This is a genomic window from Streptomyces sp. AK02-01A, from assembly GCF_033795305.1.
Classification (GTDB): domain Bacteria; phylum Actinomycetota; class Actinomycetes; order Streptomycetales; family Streptomycetaceae; genus Streptomyces.
Genome location: NZ_JARBAE010000073.1, coordinates 1 through 17,614, shown reverse-complemented (window position 1 = coordinate 17,614; position 17,614 = coordinate 1). Strand labels below are relative to the sequence as shown.

The window sequence follows — 17,614 nt, the reverse complement described above, 5'->3', positions numbered from 1 at the left end:
CGGCCCGCGCCCAGACCGGACCGCAACCCCCGCCGGAGGCGACCCGCACCACCGGGCCCCGCCCAAACAAGCCCGCAACCCCCGCCGGAGGCGCTACGTCGCTCGGATCGATTCGTCGATCGTCGGGAACGCGAACGTAAAGCCCGACTCCAACAGGCGCGCCGGTACCACGCGTTGGCTGCCCAGTACGTCCTCCGCCAGGTCGCCCAGGGCCAGCCGCAAGGCCAGCGCCGGGACCGGGAACGGCGTCGGGCGGTGCAGGACGCGGCCCATGGCCGCTGTCACCTCGCGGTTGGTGACCGGTTCCGGCGCCGTGAGGTTCACCGGGCCCTCCAGCGACTCCGTGTCGATCAGATGCCGCAGCGCCGCCACATGGTCGTGCAGCGCGATGAAGCTCCAGTACTGCCGGCCCGAGCCGAGCCGTCCGCCCAGGCCCGCCTGGAAGATCGGGAAGAGCCGCCCCCAGGCTCCGCCCTTGCGGGAGACCACGAGGCCGGTCCTGGCGAACACCGTTCGTACGCCCGCCTCTTCCGCGGCCGCGGCCGCCTCCTCCCATTCGACGCAGAGCGACGGAAGGAAGCCGTCGCCGGGCGGCGCGTTCTCGTCCACCGCCCGGTCGCCGGTGTCGCCGTAGAAACCGACGGCGGATCCGGACACGAACACCCGGGGCTGTTCACCGAGCGAAGCGACGGCCTCCGCGATCGCGGCCGTGCCGAGGAGCCGGCTGTCGCGGATCTCCTTCTTGTACGCCTCGGTCCAGCGGCGGTCGCCGATACCCGCGCCCGCGAGGTGGACGACGGCCTCGCAGCCGCTGAGGCCGCGCGCGTCGACGTACTGCCGTACGGGATCCCATTCCACCTCGTCGCCGGAGCGTGGGCTCCGGCGCACCAGGCGCAGCACCTCGTGTCCGTCCGCGCGCAGGGAGCGTACAAGAGCCGAACCAATGAGCCCGGTGGAGCCGGTGACCGCGATCCTCATGGCCTCCATCCTGCCCCGGTGAGCCCTCATGGCACAGTTGCGCCATGTCCGAACCGCAGATACGTCCCGCACTCCGCTCGGACGACGGAGCCCTGGGCGCACTCGACCGGGAGACGTGGTCACCGCTGCACGCCGTGACGCCGAGACCGCTGCCGCCCTTCGGGCCGTTCTTCGACGCGCGGCACCGGGTCGAGGAGTTCCTGGTCGCCGAGGCCGACGACCGGATCGTCGGCTATATCCGGGTGGGGCGGCCCACTCCGCTCGCCAGCAACGGGCATGTACGGCAGATACAGGGGCTGGCCGTCCATGAGTGGGCGCGCGGCCGCGGTGTGGCGCGCGCCCTGCTGCGCGCGGCGGCGCTGCACGCGCGGAACCAGGGCGCGCGGCGCCTGACGCTGCGCGTGCTGGGGCACAACACTCCCGCGCGGAGGCTGTACGAGGCGGAAGGCTATGCCGTCGAAGGGATCCTGCCGGAGGAGTTCTGCCTGGAGGGTGAGTACGTCGACGACGTGATCATGGGGCTCGCGCTGACCGGCTGAGTGGAGCTCACTCCTTCCCGAAGCGCTCCCAGAGCCGCGGGAACCGTTCCGCCAGCGCCGTGTCGTCCTCGAAGTCGATCGGCGTTCCCTCCGGTTCCGCGGGCTGCGTCGCGATTCCCAGGTCGGGTGCCACCACGCCGGTGAGCTGTTCGTACGCCTCGTCGGCCGCGTATCCCAGCTCCTCGCCGTCCCCGTCGAGATCCTCGTCGAACTCGTCCAGCAGCTCGGCCAGGCTGTCCGGGTCGTGCAGCGTGCCCTCGAAGATCTCCCGGCCCTGGCCGATGAGCCAGCAGCGGAAGAAGTCGAAGGCGTCGTCGCTCGCGCCGTGGAGCAGCACGGTGGCCACGCCCCACAGATCCCAGTGGTACGCGCGGTTGTAGCGCGACTCGAAGTGCCGCGCGAAGTCCAGTACGGAGTCCGGGTCGAGCTGCAGCAGCCGCTCGACCAGCAGATCGGCATGCTCCTCGGGATCGCCCTGGGCGGCCTCGCGAGTGCTGTCGATGATCTCCCAGAACTCCGTCTCGTCCATCACGGGTCCAGCATCGTGCTTGGGAGAGGGCCGCGCACGCGGAGCCGTACGAAACGCCGGGCGTTTCTTATGCCGGACAGAAGGTGTCGCCATTTCGTGCGACGGTCGACCGGTCGGCAGGAACGCATGACGGAGGTGACGGATGGCGGCCAAGCCATTGACAGGGAAGATCGCGCTTGTCGCGGGAGCGACCAGAGGCGCGGGCCGGGCGATCGCGGTGGGGCTCGGCGCGGCCGGCGCGACGGTGTACGCGACCGGGCGGACGACCCGGGAGGGTGTCAGTGAGGTCGGCCGGGTCACGGAGACCATCGAGGAGACGGCGGAGCTGGTCACGGCGGCGGGTGGCGCGGGGATCGCCGTACCGACCGACCATCTCGTGCCGGAGCGGGTCCGCGCGCTGATCGGGCGGATTGAGCGGGATCATGGCCGGCTGGATGTGCTGGTCAACGATCTCTGGGGCGGTGAGCACCTGGTGGAGTTCGGCAAGAAGATGTGGGAGACGGAGCTCGGCCGCGGGCTGCGGATGCTGGAGCTGGGCGTCAAGAGCCATGCCATTACCAGCAGCGTCGCGCTTCCGCTGCTGATCCGCCGGCCGGGCGGACTGGTCGTCGAGGTCACCGACGGCACGGCCAGGTCGAACAGGGCGTTCCGGGAGAACTACTACTACGACCTCGCGAAGAACGCTCCGATCAGAATGGCCTTCACGCTCGGCGAGGACCTCAAGGACGTGGGCGGTACGGCGGTCTCGATCACTCCGGGTTTCCTCCGTTCCGAGCAGATGCTCGACCACTTCGGCGTACGCGAGGAGAACTGGCGCGACGCCATCGCCGAGAGCCCGCATTTCGCGATCTCCGAGTCACCGCTCCTCATCGGCCGGGCCGTCGCGGCCCTGGCCACGGACCCGGAGAAGCAGCGCTGGAACGGCCGGTCGCTCTCCAGCGGGCAGCTCGCGCATGAGTACGGATTCACCGACGCGGACGGCAGCCGCCCGGACGCGTGGAGGTATTTCGAGGACGTCGCGAACGGCGCGAAGGACGCGTCCGCCGACGACTACCGGTAGGCGCCGTCCGGCCGCCGGGTCGTCAACAGCCCGCCAAAGGGGGGGAGTTGGCGGTGGTTACGGCTCCGCCATGGGGACCGGCGTCAGGTGTAGAGCGCGCGCATCCGGGCCGCCGCCTCGCTGAACCGGTCGCGCAGCGAGGCCGGTTCGAGGACCTCCGCCTCCGGGCCCAGGACAAGGAGCTGGGAGAACGCGACCTCCTCCGACTCCACCGCCAGCGTCACCGTGAGCGCGCCGCGCTCGTCCGCCGGGCCCGCCGCCTCGATCGCCTCGCGCGCGGCCGCGCGGTCCACGGCGCCCGGCAGCAGCCGGGCGCCGTCCGCGGAGAGCCGCACCACGATCCGCGCACGCAGCAGCGAGCGCGCGAACTGGGCGGCCTGGGCCTCCCAGAAGCCCGGCAGATCGAAGGAACCGTCCCGTACGAAACGTTCCTGCAGAGGCTCCGCCGAGACGAACCGGTCGATCCGGTAGACCCGGAACGTCCCTCGGGAGCAGGCGCAGAGATACCAGACACCGGCCTTGAGCACGAGACCGTACGGGGCCAGCTCGCGTTCCGTGTCGGCGCCCTGGCGCCGGTAGCGCGTGGACAGCATCCGGTCGCCCCACACCGCTTCGGCGACGACAGGCAGCAGCTCGGGCGTCTCCGGCTCGTGGTACCAGCCCGGGGCGTCCAGATGGAAGCGCTGCGCGGCCGAGTCCTGCGCGTCCCGCAGAGACGGCAGCAGCGCCGCGGACACCTTCAGGCGGGCGACGGACGAGATGTCGTCCAGCCCCATCTCCCGCAGCGCGCCCGGCACACCGGAGAGAAACAGCGCCTCGGCCTCACCACGGGCCAGACCGGTCAGCCGCGTGTGGTAGCCGCCGATCAGCCGGTAGCCGCCGGTCCTGCCCCGGTCCGCGTAGACCGGGACGCCGGCCTCGGAGAGCGCCTGGGCGTCCCGGGTGATGGTCCGCTCGGAGACTTCGAGCTCCCGGGCCAGGTCGGCACCGGTCATGGACGGCCTGGACTGGAGCAGGAGAACCATCTTGATCAGACGGGCAGCGCGCATGCCTTCCATGATGCAGGGGAGCCCCTGTCGCGAGGCGACAGGGGCTCCCGGCGGCGGTACCCGCGCAACTGGCCCCGGCTCAGCGGCCGTAGCGCTCGCGGGCCTCGACCACCCGCTCCGGCTTGACCTCGCCGCGGCGGGCGAGCTGCGCCAGTACGGCGATCACGATCGACCGGGCGTCGACACCGAAGTGGCGGCGGGCCGCCTCCCGGGTGTCCGAGAGCCCGAAGCCGTCCGTGCCGAGCGAGGTGTAGTCCTGCTCGACCCACTGGCTGATCTGGTCCGGGACCTGGCGCATCCAGTCGCTCACGGCGAGGACCGGGCCCGGCGCGCCGGACAGCGCGCGCGTCACGTACGGCACGCGCTCCTCGCCGCGCAGCAGCGCCTCGTCGGCGGCCAGCGCGTCCCGGCGCAGCTCGCCCCAGGACGTGGCGGACCAGACGTCGGCGCTGACTCCCCAGTCGGCGGCGAGCAGTTCCTGCGCCTCCAGGATCCAGTGGATCGCCGTCCCGGACGCGAGGAGCTGCGCGCGGGGCGCGTCGGGCGCCGCCGGAGCGGCCTCCTTGAAGCGGTACAGGCCCTTGAGGATGCCTTCCTCGACGCCTTCCGGCATCGCGGGCTGCGGCATCGGCTCGTTGTAGACCGTCAGGTAGTAGAAGACGTTCTCGTTCTCGGCCGGGTCGGCGTGGCCGTACATCCGCCGCAGTCCGTCCTTGACGATCACAGCGATCTCGTAGGCGAAGGCCGGGTCGTAGTTGAGCGAGGCCGGGTTGGTGGCCGCGATCAGGTGCGAGTGGCCGTCCGCGTGCTGGAGGCCCTCGCCCGTCAGGGTCGTGCGGCCGGCGGTGGCGCCGACGATGAAGCCCTTGCCGAGCTGGTCGGCGAGCTGCCACATCTGGTCGCCCGTGCGCTGCCAGCCGAACATCGAGTAGAAGATGTAGAACGGCAGCATCGGCTCGCCGTGTGTGGCGTACGACGTCGACGCGGCGATGAAGTCGGCCATCGAACCGGCCTCGGTGATGCCCTCGTTGAGGATCTGCCCGTCCTTGGCTTCCTTGTAGTACAGAAGCTGGTCGCGGTCGACCGGGTCGTAGGTCTGGCCGAGCGGAGAGTAGATGCCGGCGGACGGGAAGAGCGCCTCCATACCGAAGGTGCGGGCCTCGTCCGGGACGATCGGGACCCAGCGCCTGCCGGTCTCCTTGTCCCGCATCAGGTCCTTCATCAGGCGTACGAACGCCATGGTCGTCGCCACCGGCTGCGAGCCCGAGCCCTTGGCGACGGTCTGGAAGGCCTTCTCGGACGGCTGGGGCAGCGCGACGGCGTGCACCCGGCGGGCCGGCGCGGGGCCGCCCAGCTCCGCGCGCCGCTCCTGGAGATAGCGCACCTCGGGGGAGTCGGCTCCGGGATGGCCGTACGGGACCAGGCTGTCGTCCAGCCGCGAGTCGGGAATCGGCAGTTCGAGCAGGTCCCGCATGGCGCGGAACTGCTCGCCGGAGAGCTTCTTCATCTGGTGGTTGGCGTTGCGCGACTCGAAGCCGGCGCCGAGCGTGTAGCCCTTCACGGTCTGCGCGAGGATCACGGTCGGGGCGCCCTCGTGTGCCAGCGCCGCGCGGTAGGCCGCGTACACCTTGCGGGCCTCGTGGCCGCCGCGTGAGGTGAAGAAACACTCGGCGATCTTCGCGTCGGGCAGCAGCTTCGCCAGCTCGACGAGGGCCGGCTCGGCTCCGAAGAAGTGCTCGCGGATGTAGGCGACATCGCGGGTCGCGTACGTCTGGAACTGCGCGTCCGGCACCTGGCGCAGCCGGCGTACCAGCGCGCCCGTGGTGTCCAGGGCGAACAGCTCGTCCCAGGCGGAGCCCCACAGCGACTTGATGACATTCCAGCCGGCGCCGCGGAACTGGGCCTCCAGCTCCTGCACGATCTTGAAGTTGGCGCGGACCGGTCCGTCGAGACGCTGGAGATTGCAGTTGATGACGAAGGTCAGATTGTCCAGCCGCTCACGGGACGCGAGGGCGAGTGCGGCCGTCGACTCCGGCTCGTCCATCTCGCCGTCGCCGAGGAACGCCCAGACGTGCGAGGCGGAGGTGTCCTTGATGCCGCGGTTCGTCAGGTAGCGGTTGAAGCGCGCCTGGTAGATCGCGGAGAGCGGGCCGAGGCCCATGGAGACGGTCGGGAACTCCCACAGCCAGGGCAGCCGCCGCGGGTGCGGGTACGAGGGCAGTCCCTGGCCGCCGGCCTCCTGGCGGAAGTTGTCCAGGTCCGCCTCGTTCAGCCGTCCGTCGAGGAAGGCGCGGGCGTAGATACCGGGAGAGGCGTGGCCCTGGATGTAGAGCTGGTCGCCGGAGCCGTCTCCCTCCTTGCCGTGGAAGAAGTGGTTGAAGCCCGTCTCGTACAGCCAGGCCGCCGAGGCGAAGGTGGCGATGTGGCCGCCGACGCCGTAGCGGGCGCCGCGGGTGACCATCGCCGCCGCGTTCCAGCGGTTCCAGGCGGTGATCCGGGACTCCATCGCCTCGTCGCCGTCGAAGGCGGGCTCGGCGGCGGTGGGGATGGTGTTCACATAGTCGGTCTCCAGCAGCGCCGGCACCGGGACCCCGGCGGCCCCTGCGTGCTGGTGGGTGCGGCGCAGCAGATACGCGGCGCGGTGCGGTCCCGCGTGTTCGGTGACGGCGTCGAGGGAGGCCGCCCACTCGGCGGTCTCCTCGGTGTCACGGTCCGGGAGCTGATCGAGCTCACTCGGGAGTTTGCCTACGGGGTCGGTCATGGTCGCCGCCTTCCGGACAGGAGGGGGGTGGAGAAAAGCCTTGTCTGGCAGGACAGGGCGACGGACTGGGTGCAGTCCGCCAACGATCGTAAGTCTCTGATCGATGATCGATCAAAGGGTTGAAGGGAAAAACTTCTCGATACCGAGGAATTGGCATTCCGTGCCGTGGAACGGGGCACCGGGTGACGGGCGACAAGTCGGGCCATCACGGATGAATCAGGCGCGTGGCGCACATCCGAGCACATGATCCTTCACCAGTGCGCCGATGCCGGGATCGCGCCGCCGGAAGGCCTCGACCAGTTCCTGGTGCTCCTCGGCGTACGACTGCTGCACCGTTCCCAGCCAGCGGATCGACAGCGCGGTGAAGACCTCGATGCCCAGCCCCTCCCAGGTGTGCAGCAGAACGCCGTTCCCGGCCGCCCGCACCAGCTCCCGATGGAAGGCCACCGTATGGCGCACCTGCGCCGTCCCGTCCGTTCTGCTGTCCGCCCCGTACAACGCCGTCACCTGCGATTCCAGCGCCGAACAGTCGGCGGCCAGCCGCTCGGCGGCCAGCTCGGCGGCGATCTGCTCCAGGCCGGCCCGGACCGGATAGCTCTCCTCAAGATCGGCCGCGGTCAGATTCCGCACCCGTACGCCCTTGTTCGGCGCCGACTCGATCAGCCGAAGACTCTCCAGCTCGCGCAGCGCCTCACGGACCGGGGTCTGGCTGACCTGGAGTTCGGTCGCGATCCGCCGCTCGACGATCCGCTCGCCCGGCTTCCAGCGGCCGCTGACGATCCCCTCCACGATGTGCTCGCGGATCTGTTCGCGCAGCGAGTGGACGACGGGCGTGGTCATGAAGCGCTCCTCTGGGGCAGCGGGCGATGGATAGACGATACGGCGGCGCCCCCGCCCGGAGGAGATCCGGACGGGGGCGCCGTTGCCGTACAGAGTGCCTTCAGATGCCTTGGTGAAGGTCTTAGAGGCCGAGCTCCACCTCGAACTCGCCGGCCTCCAGGATCGCCTTGACGGCCGTCAGATAGCGGGCGGCGTCCGCGCCGTCCACCAGCCGGTGGTCATAGGAGAGCGCGACATACGTCATGTCGCGGATGGCGATGGTCTCGCCCAGATCCGGGTGGTTGACGACGACCGGGCGGCGGACGGTGGCACCGATACCGAGGATCGCGACCTGGTTCGGAGGCACGATGATCGTGTCGAACAGCGCGCCGCGCGAACCGGTGTTGCTGATGGTGAAGGTCGCACCGGCCAGATCGTCCGGAGTGATCTTGCTGGCGCGGACCGCGGTCGCCAGCTCCGCGGTCTTCTTGGAGATACCGGCGATGTTCAGGTCGCCCGCGCCCTTGATGACCGGCGTCATCAGACCCTTCTCGGAGTCCACCGCGATACCGATGTTCTCCGAGTCGAAGTACGTGACCGTGCCCTCGTCCTCGTTGATCCGGGCGTTGATGACCGGGTGGGCCTTCAGCGCCTGGGCCGCCGCCTTGACGAAGAACGGCATCGGCGAGAGCTTGACGCCCTCACGGGCGGCGAACGCGTCCTTGGCCTTGGCCCGCAGACGCATCAGCTTGGTGACGTCCACCTCGACCACCGAGGTGAGCTGGGCCTGCGTGTGCAGCGCCTTCATCATGTTGTCGCCGATGACCTTGCGCATCCGGGTCATCTTGACGGTCTGACCGCGCAGCGGCGACGTCTCCAGCTTCGGCGCCCGAGGAGCGGCGGCGGGAGCGGCGGCAGGTGCCGGAGCGGCTGCCCTGGCGGCCGCCGCGGCTGCCTCGGCGGCGGCGATGACGTCCTGCTTGCGGATACGGCCGCCGACGCCGGTGCCCTTGACGGAGCCCAGCTCGACACCGTTCTCCGCGGCGAGCTTGCGGACCAGCGGCGTGACATACGCGCCGTCGTCACCGGCGGTCGCGGCGGGTGCCGGTGCCGGAGCGGCGGGCTGGACCGGAGCGGGCGCGGCCGGTGCCGGGGCGGGAGCCACCGGTGCCGGCGCTGCCGCCTGCGGGGCGGGAGCGGGAGCGGCGGGCTGTGGCGCCGGAGCGGGAGCCGGGGCCTTCGGAGCCTCCTGCGCCGGGACGGGCGCGGGCGCGGCGGGAGCGGCCGCCGGTGCCGCACCCGGTGCGCCGATGATCGCGAGCTTGGCGCCGACCTCGGCGGTCTCGTCCTCGCCGACGACGATCTGGAGCAGCACGCCCGAGACCGGGGCGGGGATCTCGGTGTCGACCTTGTCGGTGGAGACCTCCAGCAGCGGCTCGTCGGCCTCGACCGACTCACCGACCTCCTTCAGCCAGCGGGTGACGGTGCCCTCGGTGACGCTCTCGCCGAGCGCCGGCAGGACCACTTCGGTGCCCTCGGCGGAACCGCCGCCGGACGCCGCCTCGGCGGTGGGCGCCGGAGCCGGTGCCACGGTCTCGGTGGACGGAGCGGCCACGGGCGCCGCGGCGGGCGCCTGCTGGACCGGCGCCGGCTCGGCCGCGGGAGCCGCGGCGGGAGCGGGCGCGCCCGCTCCGTCGTCGATGACGGCCAGCTCGGCGCCGACCTCCACGGTCTCGTCCTCGGCGACCTTGATGGACGCGAGCACACCGGCGGCGGGGGCCGGGATCTCGGTGTCGACCTTGTCGGTGGAGACCTCCAGCAGCGGCTCGTCGGCCTCGACGCGCTCGCCCTCGGCCTTCAGCCAGCGAGTGACAGTGCCCTCGGTGACGCTCTCGCCGAGCGCCGGCAGGGTTACGGAAACCGCCATGGTTTCAGTTGCTCCTAACGAATGTGCGGTAGTGGTCGTCGCCCGGACTGAATCAGTCGTGGGAGTGCAGGGGCTTGCCGGCCAGGGCCAGGTGGGCCTCGCCGAGCGCTTCGCTCTGGGTCGGGTGCGCGTGGATGAGCTGCGCGACCTCGGCCGGCAGAGCCTCCCAGTTGTAGATGAGCTGAGCTTCGCCGACCTGCTCGCCCATACGGTCACCGACCATGTGGACGCCGACCACGGCGCCGTCCTTGACCTGGACGAGCTTGATCTCGCCCGCGGTCTTCAGGATCTTGCTCTTTCCGTTGCCCGCGAGGTTGTACTTCAGCGCGACGACCTTGTCCGCACCGTAGATCTCCTTGGCCTTGGCCTCGGTGATACCGACGGAGGCGACCTCGGGGTGGCAGTACGTCACCCGGGGCACGCCGTCGTAGTCGATCGGCACGGTGGGCAGACCGGCCAGCCGCTCGGCGACCAGGATGCCCTCGGCGAAGCCGACATGGGCGAGCTGGAGGGTCGGGACGAGGTCACCGACCGCCGAGATGGTCTCCACGTTCGTACGCATGTACTCGTCGACGAGGACATAGCCGCGGTTCAGCGTGACGCCCTGCTCCTCGTAGCCGAGGCCCTGCGAGACCGGGCCGCGGCCGATCGCGACCAGCAGCACCTCCGCCTCGAAGGTCTTGCCGTCGGCCAGCGTGACGCGGACACCGTCCTGGGTGTACTCGGCCTTGTCGAAGAACGTGCCGAGGTTGAACTTGATGCCGCGCTTGCGGAAGGAGCGCTCCAGGAGCTTGGAGCTGTTCTCGTCCTCGACCGGGACGAGGTGCTTCAGGCCCTCGACGATCGTGACGTCGGTGCCGAAGGACTTCCACGCCGAGGCGAACTCGACGCCGATGACGCCGCCGCCGAGGATGATCGCGGACTTCGGGACGCGGTCCAGCTTCAGCGCGTGGTCCGAGGAGATGACGCGGTTGCCGTCGATCTCCAGACCGGGCAGCGACTTCGGTACGGAACCGGTCGCGAGCAGGACATGACGGCCCTGGATGCGCTGGCCGTTCACATCGACCGAGGTCGGCGAGGAGAGACGGCCCTCACCCTCGATGTAGTGCACCTTGCGTGAGGCGACCAGACCCTGGAGGCCCTTGTAGAGGCCCGAGATCACGTCGTCCTTGTACTTGTGGACGGCCGCGATGTCGATGCCCTCGAAAGTGGTCTTGACACCGAACTGTCCGGCCTCGCGCGCCTGGTCGGCGATCTCACCGGCGTGGAGCAGGGCCTTGGTGGGGATGCAGCCCATGTGCAGGCAGGTGCCGCCCAGCTTGTTCTTCTCGATCAGGGCGACGTCCAGGCCCAGCTGCGCTCCGCGCAGCGCCGCGGCGTAACCGCCGCTACCGCCGCCGAGGATCACTAGGTCGAAAACGGTGCTGGCGTCGTTCGCCACGTCACGTCCTCCATGCATGTGCGCCGGGCGCGGTCTGCGATGACCGGGCGGCGGCTGGTGTTCGGCCGCTGTTTCTTCGGCCCTGTGGTGGGGGCCCTGTCCTGCCGAGAACCCATCTTCGCACTTGTCGGCGGGCGGCGGGACGCGGGGCTGCGGTCTGAGACAGGGCTCGGCTCACTCTGATGGGTTACCGCAGCGTACGAACGTATGTATTTCGTCACGGGCGCAATCGTGAGCCCCTCCCGGGCCGGAAAACACCCGGTCCAGACGAGCCATTCCCGTGTTTTCTGTTGTTTCCGGGACCCGGCCCGGTTCGTCTCCGGCGCCGAAGACGAACCGGGCCCTGGAGCGGATGGCCCTTTCCAGGCAGGACCCGGTCCTGAAGTCCTGGAAGGACAGGGCCTGGGACGTGTCTGACACATGGCGCCGTCCGCCCGGAGGGCGGGGCCTGCGACGTCTGGTGCGTGCGGTCCCAAGGCGGAGGATCATCCGTGTACTGGACGTACTCGGATGACTCCGACAACGCGGTGAGCGTGCGTGCCAGGCGTCGCAGGCCAGGCGGGATGAGTCAGACAGGGCCTAGGCGGAGACCGCCGTGCGCTCGGCCAGCTTCACCAGGGTGCGGATCGCGGAGCCGGTGCCGCCCTTGGGTGTGTAGCCGTACGGAGCGCCCTCGTGGAAGGCCGGTCCCGCGATGTCCAGGTGGGCCCAGGTGATGCCCTCGCCGACGAACTCCTTCAGGAAGAGTCCGGCGACCAGCCCGCCGCCCATCCGCTCGCCCATGTTGGCGATGTCCGCGATGGGAGAGTCCATGCCCTTGCGCAGGTCGGCGGGGAGCGGCATCGGCCAGGACGCCTCTCCGACCTCTCCGGCGATCTCATGGACGGACGTACGGAACGCGTCGTCGTTCGACATGATGCCGAAGGTGCGGTTGCCCAGCGCCAGCACCATCGCGCCGGTCAGGGTCGCCACGTCGACGATCACGTCCGGCTTCTCCTCGGAGGCACGGGTGATCGCGTCGGCCAGCACGAGCCGGCCCTCGGCGTCGGTGTTGAGCACCTCGACGGTCTTGCCGCTGTACATGCGCAGCACGTCACCGGGCCGGGTGGCGGCGCCGGACGGCATGTTCTCCGCCAGGGCCAGCCAGCCGGTGACATTGACGCGCAGGCCGAGGCGGGCGGCCGCGACGACGGCGGCGAACACCGCGGCGGCGCCGCTCATGTCGCACTTCATCGTCTCGTTGTGACCGGCCGGCTTCAGCGAGATGCCGCCCGAGTCGTAGGTGATGCCCTTGCCGACAAGGGCGAGGGTCTTCTCCGCCTGAGGATGCGTGTAGGCGAGCCTGACCAGGCGCGGCGGAGTGGCCGAGCCCTGGCCGACGCCGAGGATGCCGCCGTAGCCGCCCTTGGCGAGCGCCTTCTCGTCGAGGACCTGCACCTTGATGCCGTTCTCCTTGCCGGCGGCGGTGGCCACGGCGGCGAAGGCCTCGGGCGTGAGGTCGTTCGGCGGGGTGTTGATCAGATCGCGGGCGCGGTTGATCTCCTCGGTCAGCGCGATGGCGCGGTCGGCCGCGGCCTTGTGCGCCTTGTCACGCGGCTTGGCGCCGAGCAGCGCGATCTCGGCGAGCGGCAGCTTCGGGCCGTTGTCGCCCTTCTTCGCGTTCTTCTCGCCGCCCAGGTACGCGGTGAAGGCGTACGCGCCGAGGAGCGCGCCCTCGGTGACGGCCTCGATGTCCCCGGTCTCGTCGACGGGCAGCGCGAAGCCGGCCTTCTTGGTGCCGGACAGCGCACGCGCGGCGGTGCCGGCGGCACGGCGCAGCGGCTCGGAGGCGTACGCCTCGCCCTTGGCCGGGACCGGGCCGAGCCCGACAGCGAGGACGACCGGCGCCTTCAGGCCGGACGGCGCGGGCAGCTTGGTCACCTCGCCCTCGGCGCCCGTGCTGCCGAGGGTCTCCAGGATGGCGGCGAGCTTTCCGTCGAACGCCTTGTCCACGGCCTCGGCGCCCGGCGCGACAACCGGTCCTCTGGCGCCCTTCGCGACCCCGACGACGATCGCGTCGGCGCGCAGCGTCGCAGCGCCGGCAGTGCTGAGAGTGAGAGCAGTCACGGTGGTGAAATCTCGCTTCCGTAGAGGTTCTTGGCGGCCGAGGGGTGGGCCGACCGTGCCCGCCGCATCGTAATTCGGCCCGAAGGGCGGCGGGAATGAGCCTACGCTCGGTAATGTGCGGCGCTCACAGCGGCGGCGGTTCGGCCATCCATGGGCGTCTTTTCCGCCTTTGCGGCAGCCGGTACGTGTCCGGTGGCGCCCGCCGGGGATGACGGGACAGCCCTTAGCCCAGCGTCAGCGCGGCCAGGGCCACGGTCGCCGCCGTCTCCGCGAGCGCCCCGAACACATCGCCGGTGACCCCGCCGAAGCGGCGCACACAGTGGCGCAGCAACGACTCCGCCGCGCCCAGACCCGCGAGCACCGCGGCCGCGTGGTGCACGGCGCCGGAGAGCCCGTGGACCGCGCCCGCCGCCGCGCCGGCCGCCGTGACCAGCAGCGCCGCGGCCACCGCCGCCCGTATCGGCACCGCGCCCGCCACCGCGGCTCCCAGCCCGTCGGGCCGGGCCGCGAGTACGCCGCTTCGGCAGGCGAGAGTGAGCGCCAGGCGCGCCGTGACCGCGGCGAGGACCACCGCCACCGCGCCACGCGTCCAGCCCGCTCCGTACAGTTCCGAGACCGCCGCGATCTGAGCCGCCAGCACCAGCACCAGCGTGACCACGCCGAACGGACCGATGTCGGACCGCTTCATGATCCGCAGCGCGTCCTCGGCCGGTTTCCCGCTGCCGAGGCCGTCCGCGGTGTCGGCGAGACCGTCGAGATGCAGACCGCGTGTGAGGACCGCGGGCACGGCCACCGAGACCACCGCCGCGAACGCCGGCGCGGAGCCCGCGAGCAGCAGCAGACCACCGGCGGCCGCCGCGCACAGGCCCACCACCACTCCGGCCAGCGGCGCGGCCAGCATCCCGGCCCGCGCCGCGCCGCGGTCCCAGCGCGTCAGGCGGACCGGCAGCACGGTGAGCGTGCCGAAGGCGAAACGTATGCCGTCGGCCGCCGAGGCCCGGCCGGCCCGGTCCGCGGTGCCGTCCGTCGTGCCGTCTGTGGGGTTCATCGCGCGAAGGGTAGCCCGGACGGCGCACCGGCGACGCGGGCCCAGGACCGCACCGGCCGCGAACCGCACCGGTCACCGCGCTCAACAGCCGTGACCGCGAAGGCCGTTGGCCGCGCCGCGGCCTGTGATCAGCGTCGCGTCTCCAGCCGTCTGCGGTGCAGCCAGCCGGGCAGGCCCGGCGCCTCCAGAAAGCCTTCCGCGCGGCCCGCCGCGAGGCCGATGCGCAGCAGGTCGGCGCTCTTCTCGAAGAGCAGGAAACGGGGCTCCCAAATGGGCCGGTACTTGGCGTTGGCGCGGTAGAGCGACTCGATCTGCCACCAGCGCGAGAAGAAGCTGAGCAGCGAACGCCACAGCCGGAGCACCGGCCCGGCGCCCAGTTTTCCGCCCCGCTCGAAGACCGAGCGGAACATCGCGAAGTTGAGCGAGACCTGCTTGATCCCGATCTCCTCGGCGCGCTGGAGGAGTTCGATGACCATGAATTCCATCAGACCGTTCTCGGCGTCCCGGTCACGGCGCATCAGGTCGAGCGAGAGACCCTTGGGGCCCCAGGGCACGAAGCTCAGCACCGCGCGCAGTTCTCCGGCGTCCTCGGCGGCCTGCTTCCCGCCGCCGTGGCGGCATTCGAGCATCACACAGCCGCCGTCGCCGGGATCGCCGAGCCGTCCGAGTGCCATCGAGAAGCCGCGCTCCGTCGCGCCGTCGCGCCAGTCGTCGGCGCGGCGCAGCAACTCCGCCATCTCGTCGGCGGGAATGTCCTCGTGACGCCGGATACGCACCCGGTAGCCGGCCCGCGCGACCCGGTTGTACGCCTGGCGCACCGTCCGCATCGCCCGTCCCTCCAGCGTGAACTCGACCGTCTCCACGATCGCTTCGTCGCCCAGCTCCAGCGCGTCGAGCCCGTGCCGCGCGTAGACCGTGCCGGCCTCCTCGCTCGCTCCCATGACCGCCGGGATCCAGCCGTGCTCCCGGGCCTCGGCGAGCCAGGGACCGATCGCTCCCGGCCAGGCCTCCGGATCACCGATCGGATCGCCGGAGGCCAGGGAGACACCGTCGACGACGCGATAGGCGATGGCCGCCTTCGCGGTCGGAGACCATACGACGCTCTTCTCGCGGCGCAGCGCGAAGTAGCCGAGGGAGTCGCGCTCGCCGTACCTGTCGAGCAGGACGCGCAGCTTCGCCTCGTCCTCCTCGGTGAGCGGGTCGACGGCCCGGCGCGAGCGGAAGGCCGCGTACAGCACCGCGAGCAGCAGCACGGTGGAGAGGACATTGATGACGACATTGACCCAGCCGGGCACCGCGATCCCGGAAGAGCCGGCGTCGTCACCGGCCAGCGAGACCAGCCGCATCGCGCCGTAGCGCCAGCGCTCCGCGAAGGCCGAGCCGCCGTGCGCGGTATTGGTGACGGTGACGAGCAGACCGGCCAGCAGCGAGGCGGCCAGCAGTCCGCTGACCGCCACGGCCGCGGCCAGCTTCGGGTTGGAGCGGTCGCCCTTCGCGTAGAACTCCCGGCGCCCGAGCAGCAGCGCGCACACAAAACCCGCCGTCACCGCCAGCGAGAGCCAGTTCTGCGGATACCGCCTGATCTCCGGGAAAACCATCATGAACGCGAACAGCGACAGGAAGAGCCCGGCGAGACAGACATTGAGAATCCAGGCGGCGCGCTTGCGGCGACGCATCGTGATCGCCAGGAAGAGCGTGAAGACGCCGGAGGCGAAGCCCGCGGTGAGCAGATACGGGGTGAAGTAGTTGTCGGTGTTGTGACGCCGCAGATCCTGGCCCAGAGAGAGCCAGACGGCGCTCAGCAAATTGATGAACGCGACCGCGCGCAGATACCAGACGGCGAATGCCGCACTGCGCCGCGAGCGGTCGGTGCCCCGGCTCAATCGATCGGCGGCGAAACGGACTTCTCCCATAAAAGTGATCATATGGGGGCATTCCGATTCATGGTCGCCCGATGCGCCCGCCCGTGGCAGCGCACCCGAGGCGTCAGTCCATGCCGTTCTCCGCGGCCGTCTCCTCCTTGGACCGCTCGGGCAGCTCGGCCGCGAGCGCCGCCGCGGCCTGGACCAGCGGAAGCGCGAGCATCGCACCCGCGCCCTCCCCGACCGTGACGCCCTGGTCGAGCAGCGGCTCCAGTGCCATCCGGTCCAGCGCCTTCGCCTGGGCCGGCTCCCCGCTCGCATGGCCCGCGAGCCACCAGTCGGGAGCCCGGAACGCCGCCCGCTGACCCACCAGCGCGCAGGCCGCCGAGACCACACCGTCCAGGATCACCGGCATCCGCCGTACGGCGCTCTGCAGCAGAAAGCCCGTCATCGCGGCCAGATCGGCGCCGCCCACCGCGGCCAGCAGCTCCAACTGGTCGCCGAGCACGGGCCGCGCCCGGCGCAGCGAGTCCCGGACGGCGGCGCATTTGCGCATCCACGCCAGATCGTCGATACCGGCGCCGCCGCGCCCGGTGACCACGGAGGCGTCCGTACCGCACAGCGCGGCGATCAGAGTGGACGCGGGCGTGGTCCCGCCGACGCTCAGATCCCCGAGCACGACGAGATCCGTGCCGGAGTCCGCCTCCTCGTCGGCGATCGCCATGCCGAGCCGTACGGCCCGCTCGGCCTCCTCGGCGGTCAGCGCGTCCTCGATGTCGATACGGCCGCTGCCGCGGCGCACCCGGTGGCGTACGACGTCCTCGGGCAGCAGCTCCGGGTCGCAGTCCAGACCGGCGTCGATGATCCGTACCGGCACGCCCGACCGGCGAGCGAGCACGGCGACAGGGCTCGCGCCCTCCAGCACGGCCCGGACCAGCTCGTACGCGGTGCCTGCCGGGCGTCCCGACACATTGAGCGCGGCCACGCCGTGGTCACCGGCGAACAGCACGACACGCGGCTGCTGGACGGCCTTGACCGGCACGGACGCCTGCGCGGCCGAGAACCACTCGCCCAGCTCGTCGAGACGGCCGAGAGCACCGGGCGGCACGGCCAGCCGCTGCCGGCGTTCCTCGGCGTCACGCCGCGTACCGCTGTCCGGGCGCTCGATCAGATCGGAGAAGTCGTCGAGATTCAGCGAGCTCATTCGCCGAACAGTACCGGCGCGGTGTACCTCCAACGGGGCGCGGGTCGCCTCCGGCGGGGGTTGCGGTGCGCCTCCGGCGCGGGTTGCGGGCTTGTGCGGTGCGTTGTGGGTGCGGGTCGGTGGTGCGGTGCGGGTTGTGGCCGGGTGTCGTTCCGCGGTGGTGTCCTGGACTGCATGATTTACGGCGCGTGCGGCCCGGTTGCCGAGTGACTCGTAGTCGTGCGCCACAAATCACGCTTTACGTCCCGGACACCACCCCTGCACGACCCCCTTCACCGCCCGCCACCACCC

13 protein-coding genes are annotated in these 17,614 nt (G+C 71.0%); 2 read left to right on the top strand and 11 right to left on the bottom strand.

Annotated elements, in window-relative coordinates:
• Nucleotides 1-93: 93 nt before the first annotated feature.
• Nucleotides 94-987, bottom strand: a complete 894-nt coding sequence (locus PV679_RS34555; protein WP_319685103.1) for a TIGR01777 family oxidoreductase — start codon at nt 985-987, stop codon at nt 94-96.
• Nucleotides 988-1,022: 35 nt separating this feature from the next.
• Between PV679_RS34555 and PV679_RS34550 the strand changes: the two genes are divergently transcribed.
• Nucleotides 1,023-1,517 carry a GNAT family N-acetyltransferase gene (locus PV679_RS34550; RefSeq protein ID WP_319685098.1) on the top strand — a complete coding sequence of 165 codons (495 nt, stop codon included), beginning with the start codon at nt 1,023-1,025 and terminating at the stop codon, nt 1,515-1,517.
• 7 nt (nt 1,518-1,524) lie between these two features.
• Here the strand turns inward: PV679_RS34550 and PV679_RS34545 are convergent, their stop codons facing one another.
• Nucleotides 1,525-2,046 (bottom strand): DUF4240 domain-containing protein, encoded by a 522-nt coding sequence (locus PV679_RS34545; protein WP_319685101.1) that lies wholly within the window; start codon nt 2,044-2,046, stop codon nt 1,525-1,527.
• A gap of 142 nt (nt 2,047-2,188) precedes the next feature.
• Between PV679_RS34545 and PV679_RS34540 the strand changes: the two genes are divergently transcribed.
• Nucleotides 2,189-3,106 carry an SDR family oxidoreductase gene (locus PV679_RS34540; RefSeq protein WP_319685096.1) on the top strand — a complete coding sequence of 306 codons (918 nt, stop codon included), beginning with the start codon at nt 2,189-2,191 and terminating at the stop codon, nt 3,104-3,106.
• Nucleotides 3,107-3,189: 83 nt separating this feature from the next.
• On the opposite strand, the gene PV679_RS34535 is transcribed toward PV679_RS34540, so the two are convergent.
• From PV679_RS34535 to cobT, 9 genes are all read right to left on the bottom strand, one after another.
• Entirely contained in the window at nt 3,190-4,155 is a 966-nt protein-coding gene (locus tag PV679_RS34535; protein WP_319685095.1) for a helix-turn-helix transcriptional regulator, read from the bottom strand.
• Nucleotides 4,156-4,234: 79 nt separating this feature from the next.
• Nucleotides 4,235-6,916 carry a pyruvate dehydrogenase (acetyl-transferring), homodimeric type gene (gene aceE, locus PV679_RS34530; RefSeq protein ID WP_319685093.1) on the bottom strand — a complete coding sequence of 894 codons (2,682 nt, stop codon included), beginning with the start codon at nt 6,914-6,916 and terminating at the stop codon, nt 4,235-4,237.
• Between the two features lie 216 nt (nt 6,917-7,132).
• Nucleotides 7,133-7,756: a GntR family transcriptional regulator gene (locus PV679_RS34525; RefSeq protein ID WP_319685091.1), complete on the bottom strand. Its 624-nt coding sequence runs from the start codon at nt 7,754-7,756 to the stop codon at nt 7,133-7,135.
• 121 nt (nt 7,757-7,877) lie between these two features.
• The gene (gene sucB / locus PV679_RS34520; RefSeq protein ID WP_319685089.1) at nt 7,878-9,662 is read right to left on the bottom strand and encodes a 2-oxoglutarate dehydrogenase, E2 component, dihydrolipoamide succinyltransferase; all 1,785 of its coding nucleotides are present in this window, start codon (nt 9,660-9,662) and stop codon (nt 7,878-7,880) included.
• Between the two features lie 52 nt (nt 9,663-9,714).
• Complete coding sequence (gene lpdA / locus PV679_RS34515) at nt 9,715-11,103, bottom strand: dihydrolipoyl dehydrogenase (protein ID WP_319685087.1); 1,389 nt, start codon at nt 11,101-11,103, stop codon at nt 9,715-9,717.
• Nucleotides 11,104-11,682: 579 nt separating this feature from the next.
• Nucleotides 11,683-13,209 carry a leucyl aminopeptidase gene (locus PV679_RS34510; protein ID WP_319685085.1) on the bottom strand — a complete coding sequence of 509 codons (1,527 nt, stop codon included), beginning with the start codon at nt 13,207-13,209 and terminating at the stop codon, nt 11,683-11,685.
• 223 nt (nt 13,210-13,432) lie between these two features.
• Nucleotides 13,433-14,257 (bottom strand): adenosylcobinamide-GDP ribazoletransferase, encoded by an 825-nt coding sequence (locus PV679_RS34505; protein ID WP_319685084.1) that lies wholly within the window; start codon nt 14,255-14,257, stop codon nt 13,433-13,435.
• A gap of 128 nt (nt 14,258-14,385) precedes the next feature.
• Complete coding sequence (locus PV679_RS34500; protein WP_319685082.1) at nt 14,386-16,170, bottom strand: phosphatidylglycerol lysyltransferase domain-containing protein; 1,785 nt, start codon at nt 16,168-16,170, stop codon at nt 14,386-14,388.
• A gap of 73 nt (nt 16,171-16,243) precedes the next feature.
• Nucleotides 16,244-17,323, bottom strand: a complete 1,080-nt coding sequence (gene cobT, locus PV679_RS34495) for a nicotinate-nucleotide--dimethylbenzimidazole phosphoribosyltransferase (protein ID WP_416069863.1) — start codon at nt 17,321-17,323, stop codon at nt 16,244-16,246.
• Nucleotides 17,324-17,614: the final 291 nt, after the last annotated feature.

Coding starts and splice junctions, on each gene's coding strand:
- PV679_RS34555 (WP_319685103.1), bottom strand. CDS start 987: ATGGAGGCCATGAGGATCGCGGTCACCGGCTCCACCGGGCTCATTGGT.
- PV679_RS34550 (WP_319685098.1), top strand. CDS start 1,023: ATGTCCGAACCGCAGATACGTCCCGCACTCCGCTCGGACGACGGAGCC.
- PV679_RS34545 (WP_319685101.1), bottom strand. CDS start 2,046: ATGGACGAGACGGAGTTCTGGGAGATCATCGACAGCACTCGCGAGGCC.
- PV679_RS34540 (WP_319685096.1), top strand. CDS start 2,189: ATGGCGGCCAAGCCATTGACAGGGAAGATCGCGCTTGTCGCGGGAGCG.
- PV679_RS34535 (WP_319685095.1), bottom strand. CDS start 4,155: ATGCGCGCTGCCCGTCTGATCAAGATGGTTCTCCTGCTCCAGTCCAGG.
- aceE (WP_319685093.1), bottom strand. CDS start 6,916: ATGACCGACCCCGTAGGCAAACTCCCGAGTGAGCTCGATCAGCTCCCG.
- PV679_RS34525 (WP_319685091.1), bottom strand. CDS start 7,756: ATGACCACGCCCGTCGTCCACTCGCTGCGCGAACAGATCCGCGAGCAC.
- sucB (WP_319685089.1), bottom strand. CDS start 9,662: ATGGCGGTTTCCGTAACCCTGCCGGCGCTCGGCGAGAGCGTCACCGAG.
- PV679_RS34505 (WP_319685084.1), bottom strand. CDS start 14,257: ATGAACCCCACAGACGGCACGACGGACGGCACCGCGGACCGGGCCGGC.
- PV679_RS34500 (WP_319685082.1), bottom strand. CDS start 16,170: ATGGGAGAAGTCCGTTTCGCCGCCGATCGATTGAGCCGGGGCACCGAC.
- cobT (WP_416069863.1), bottom strand. CDS start 17,323: ATGAGCTCGCTGAATCTCGACGACTTCTCCGATCTGATCGAGCGCCCG.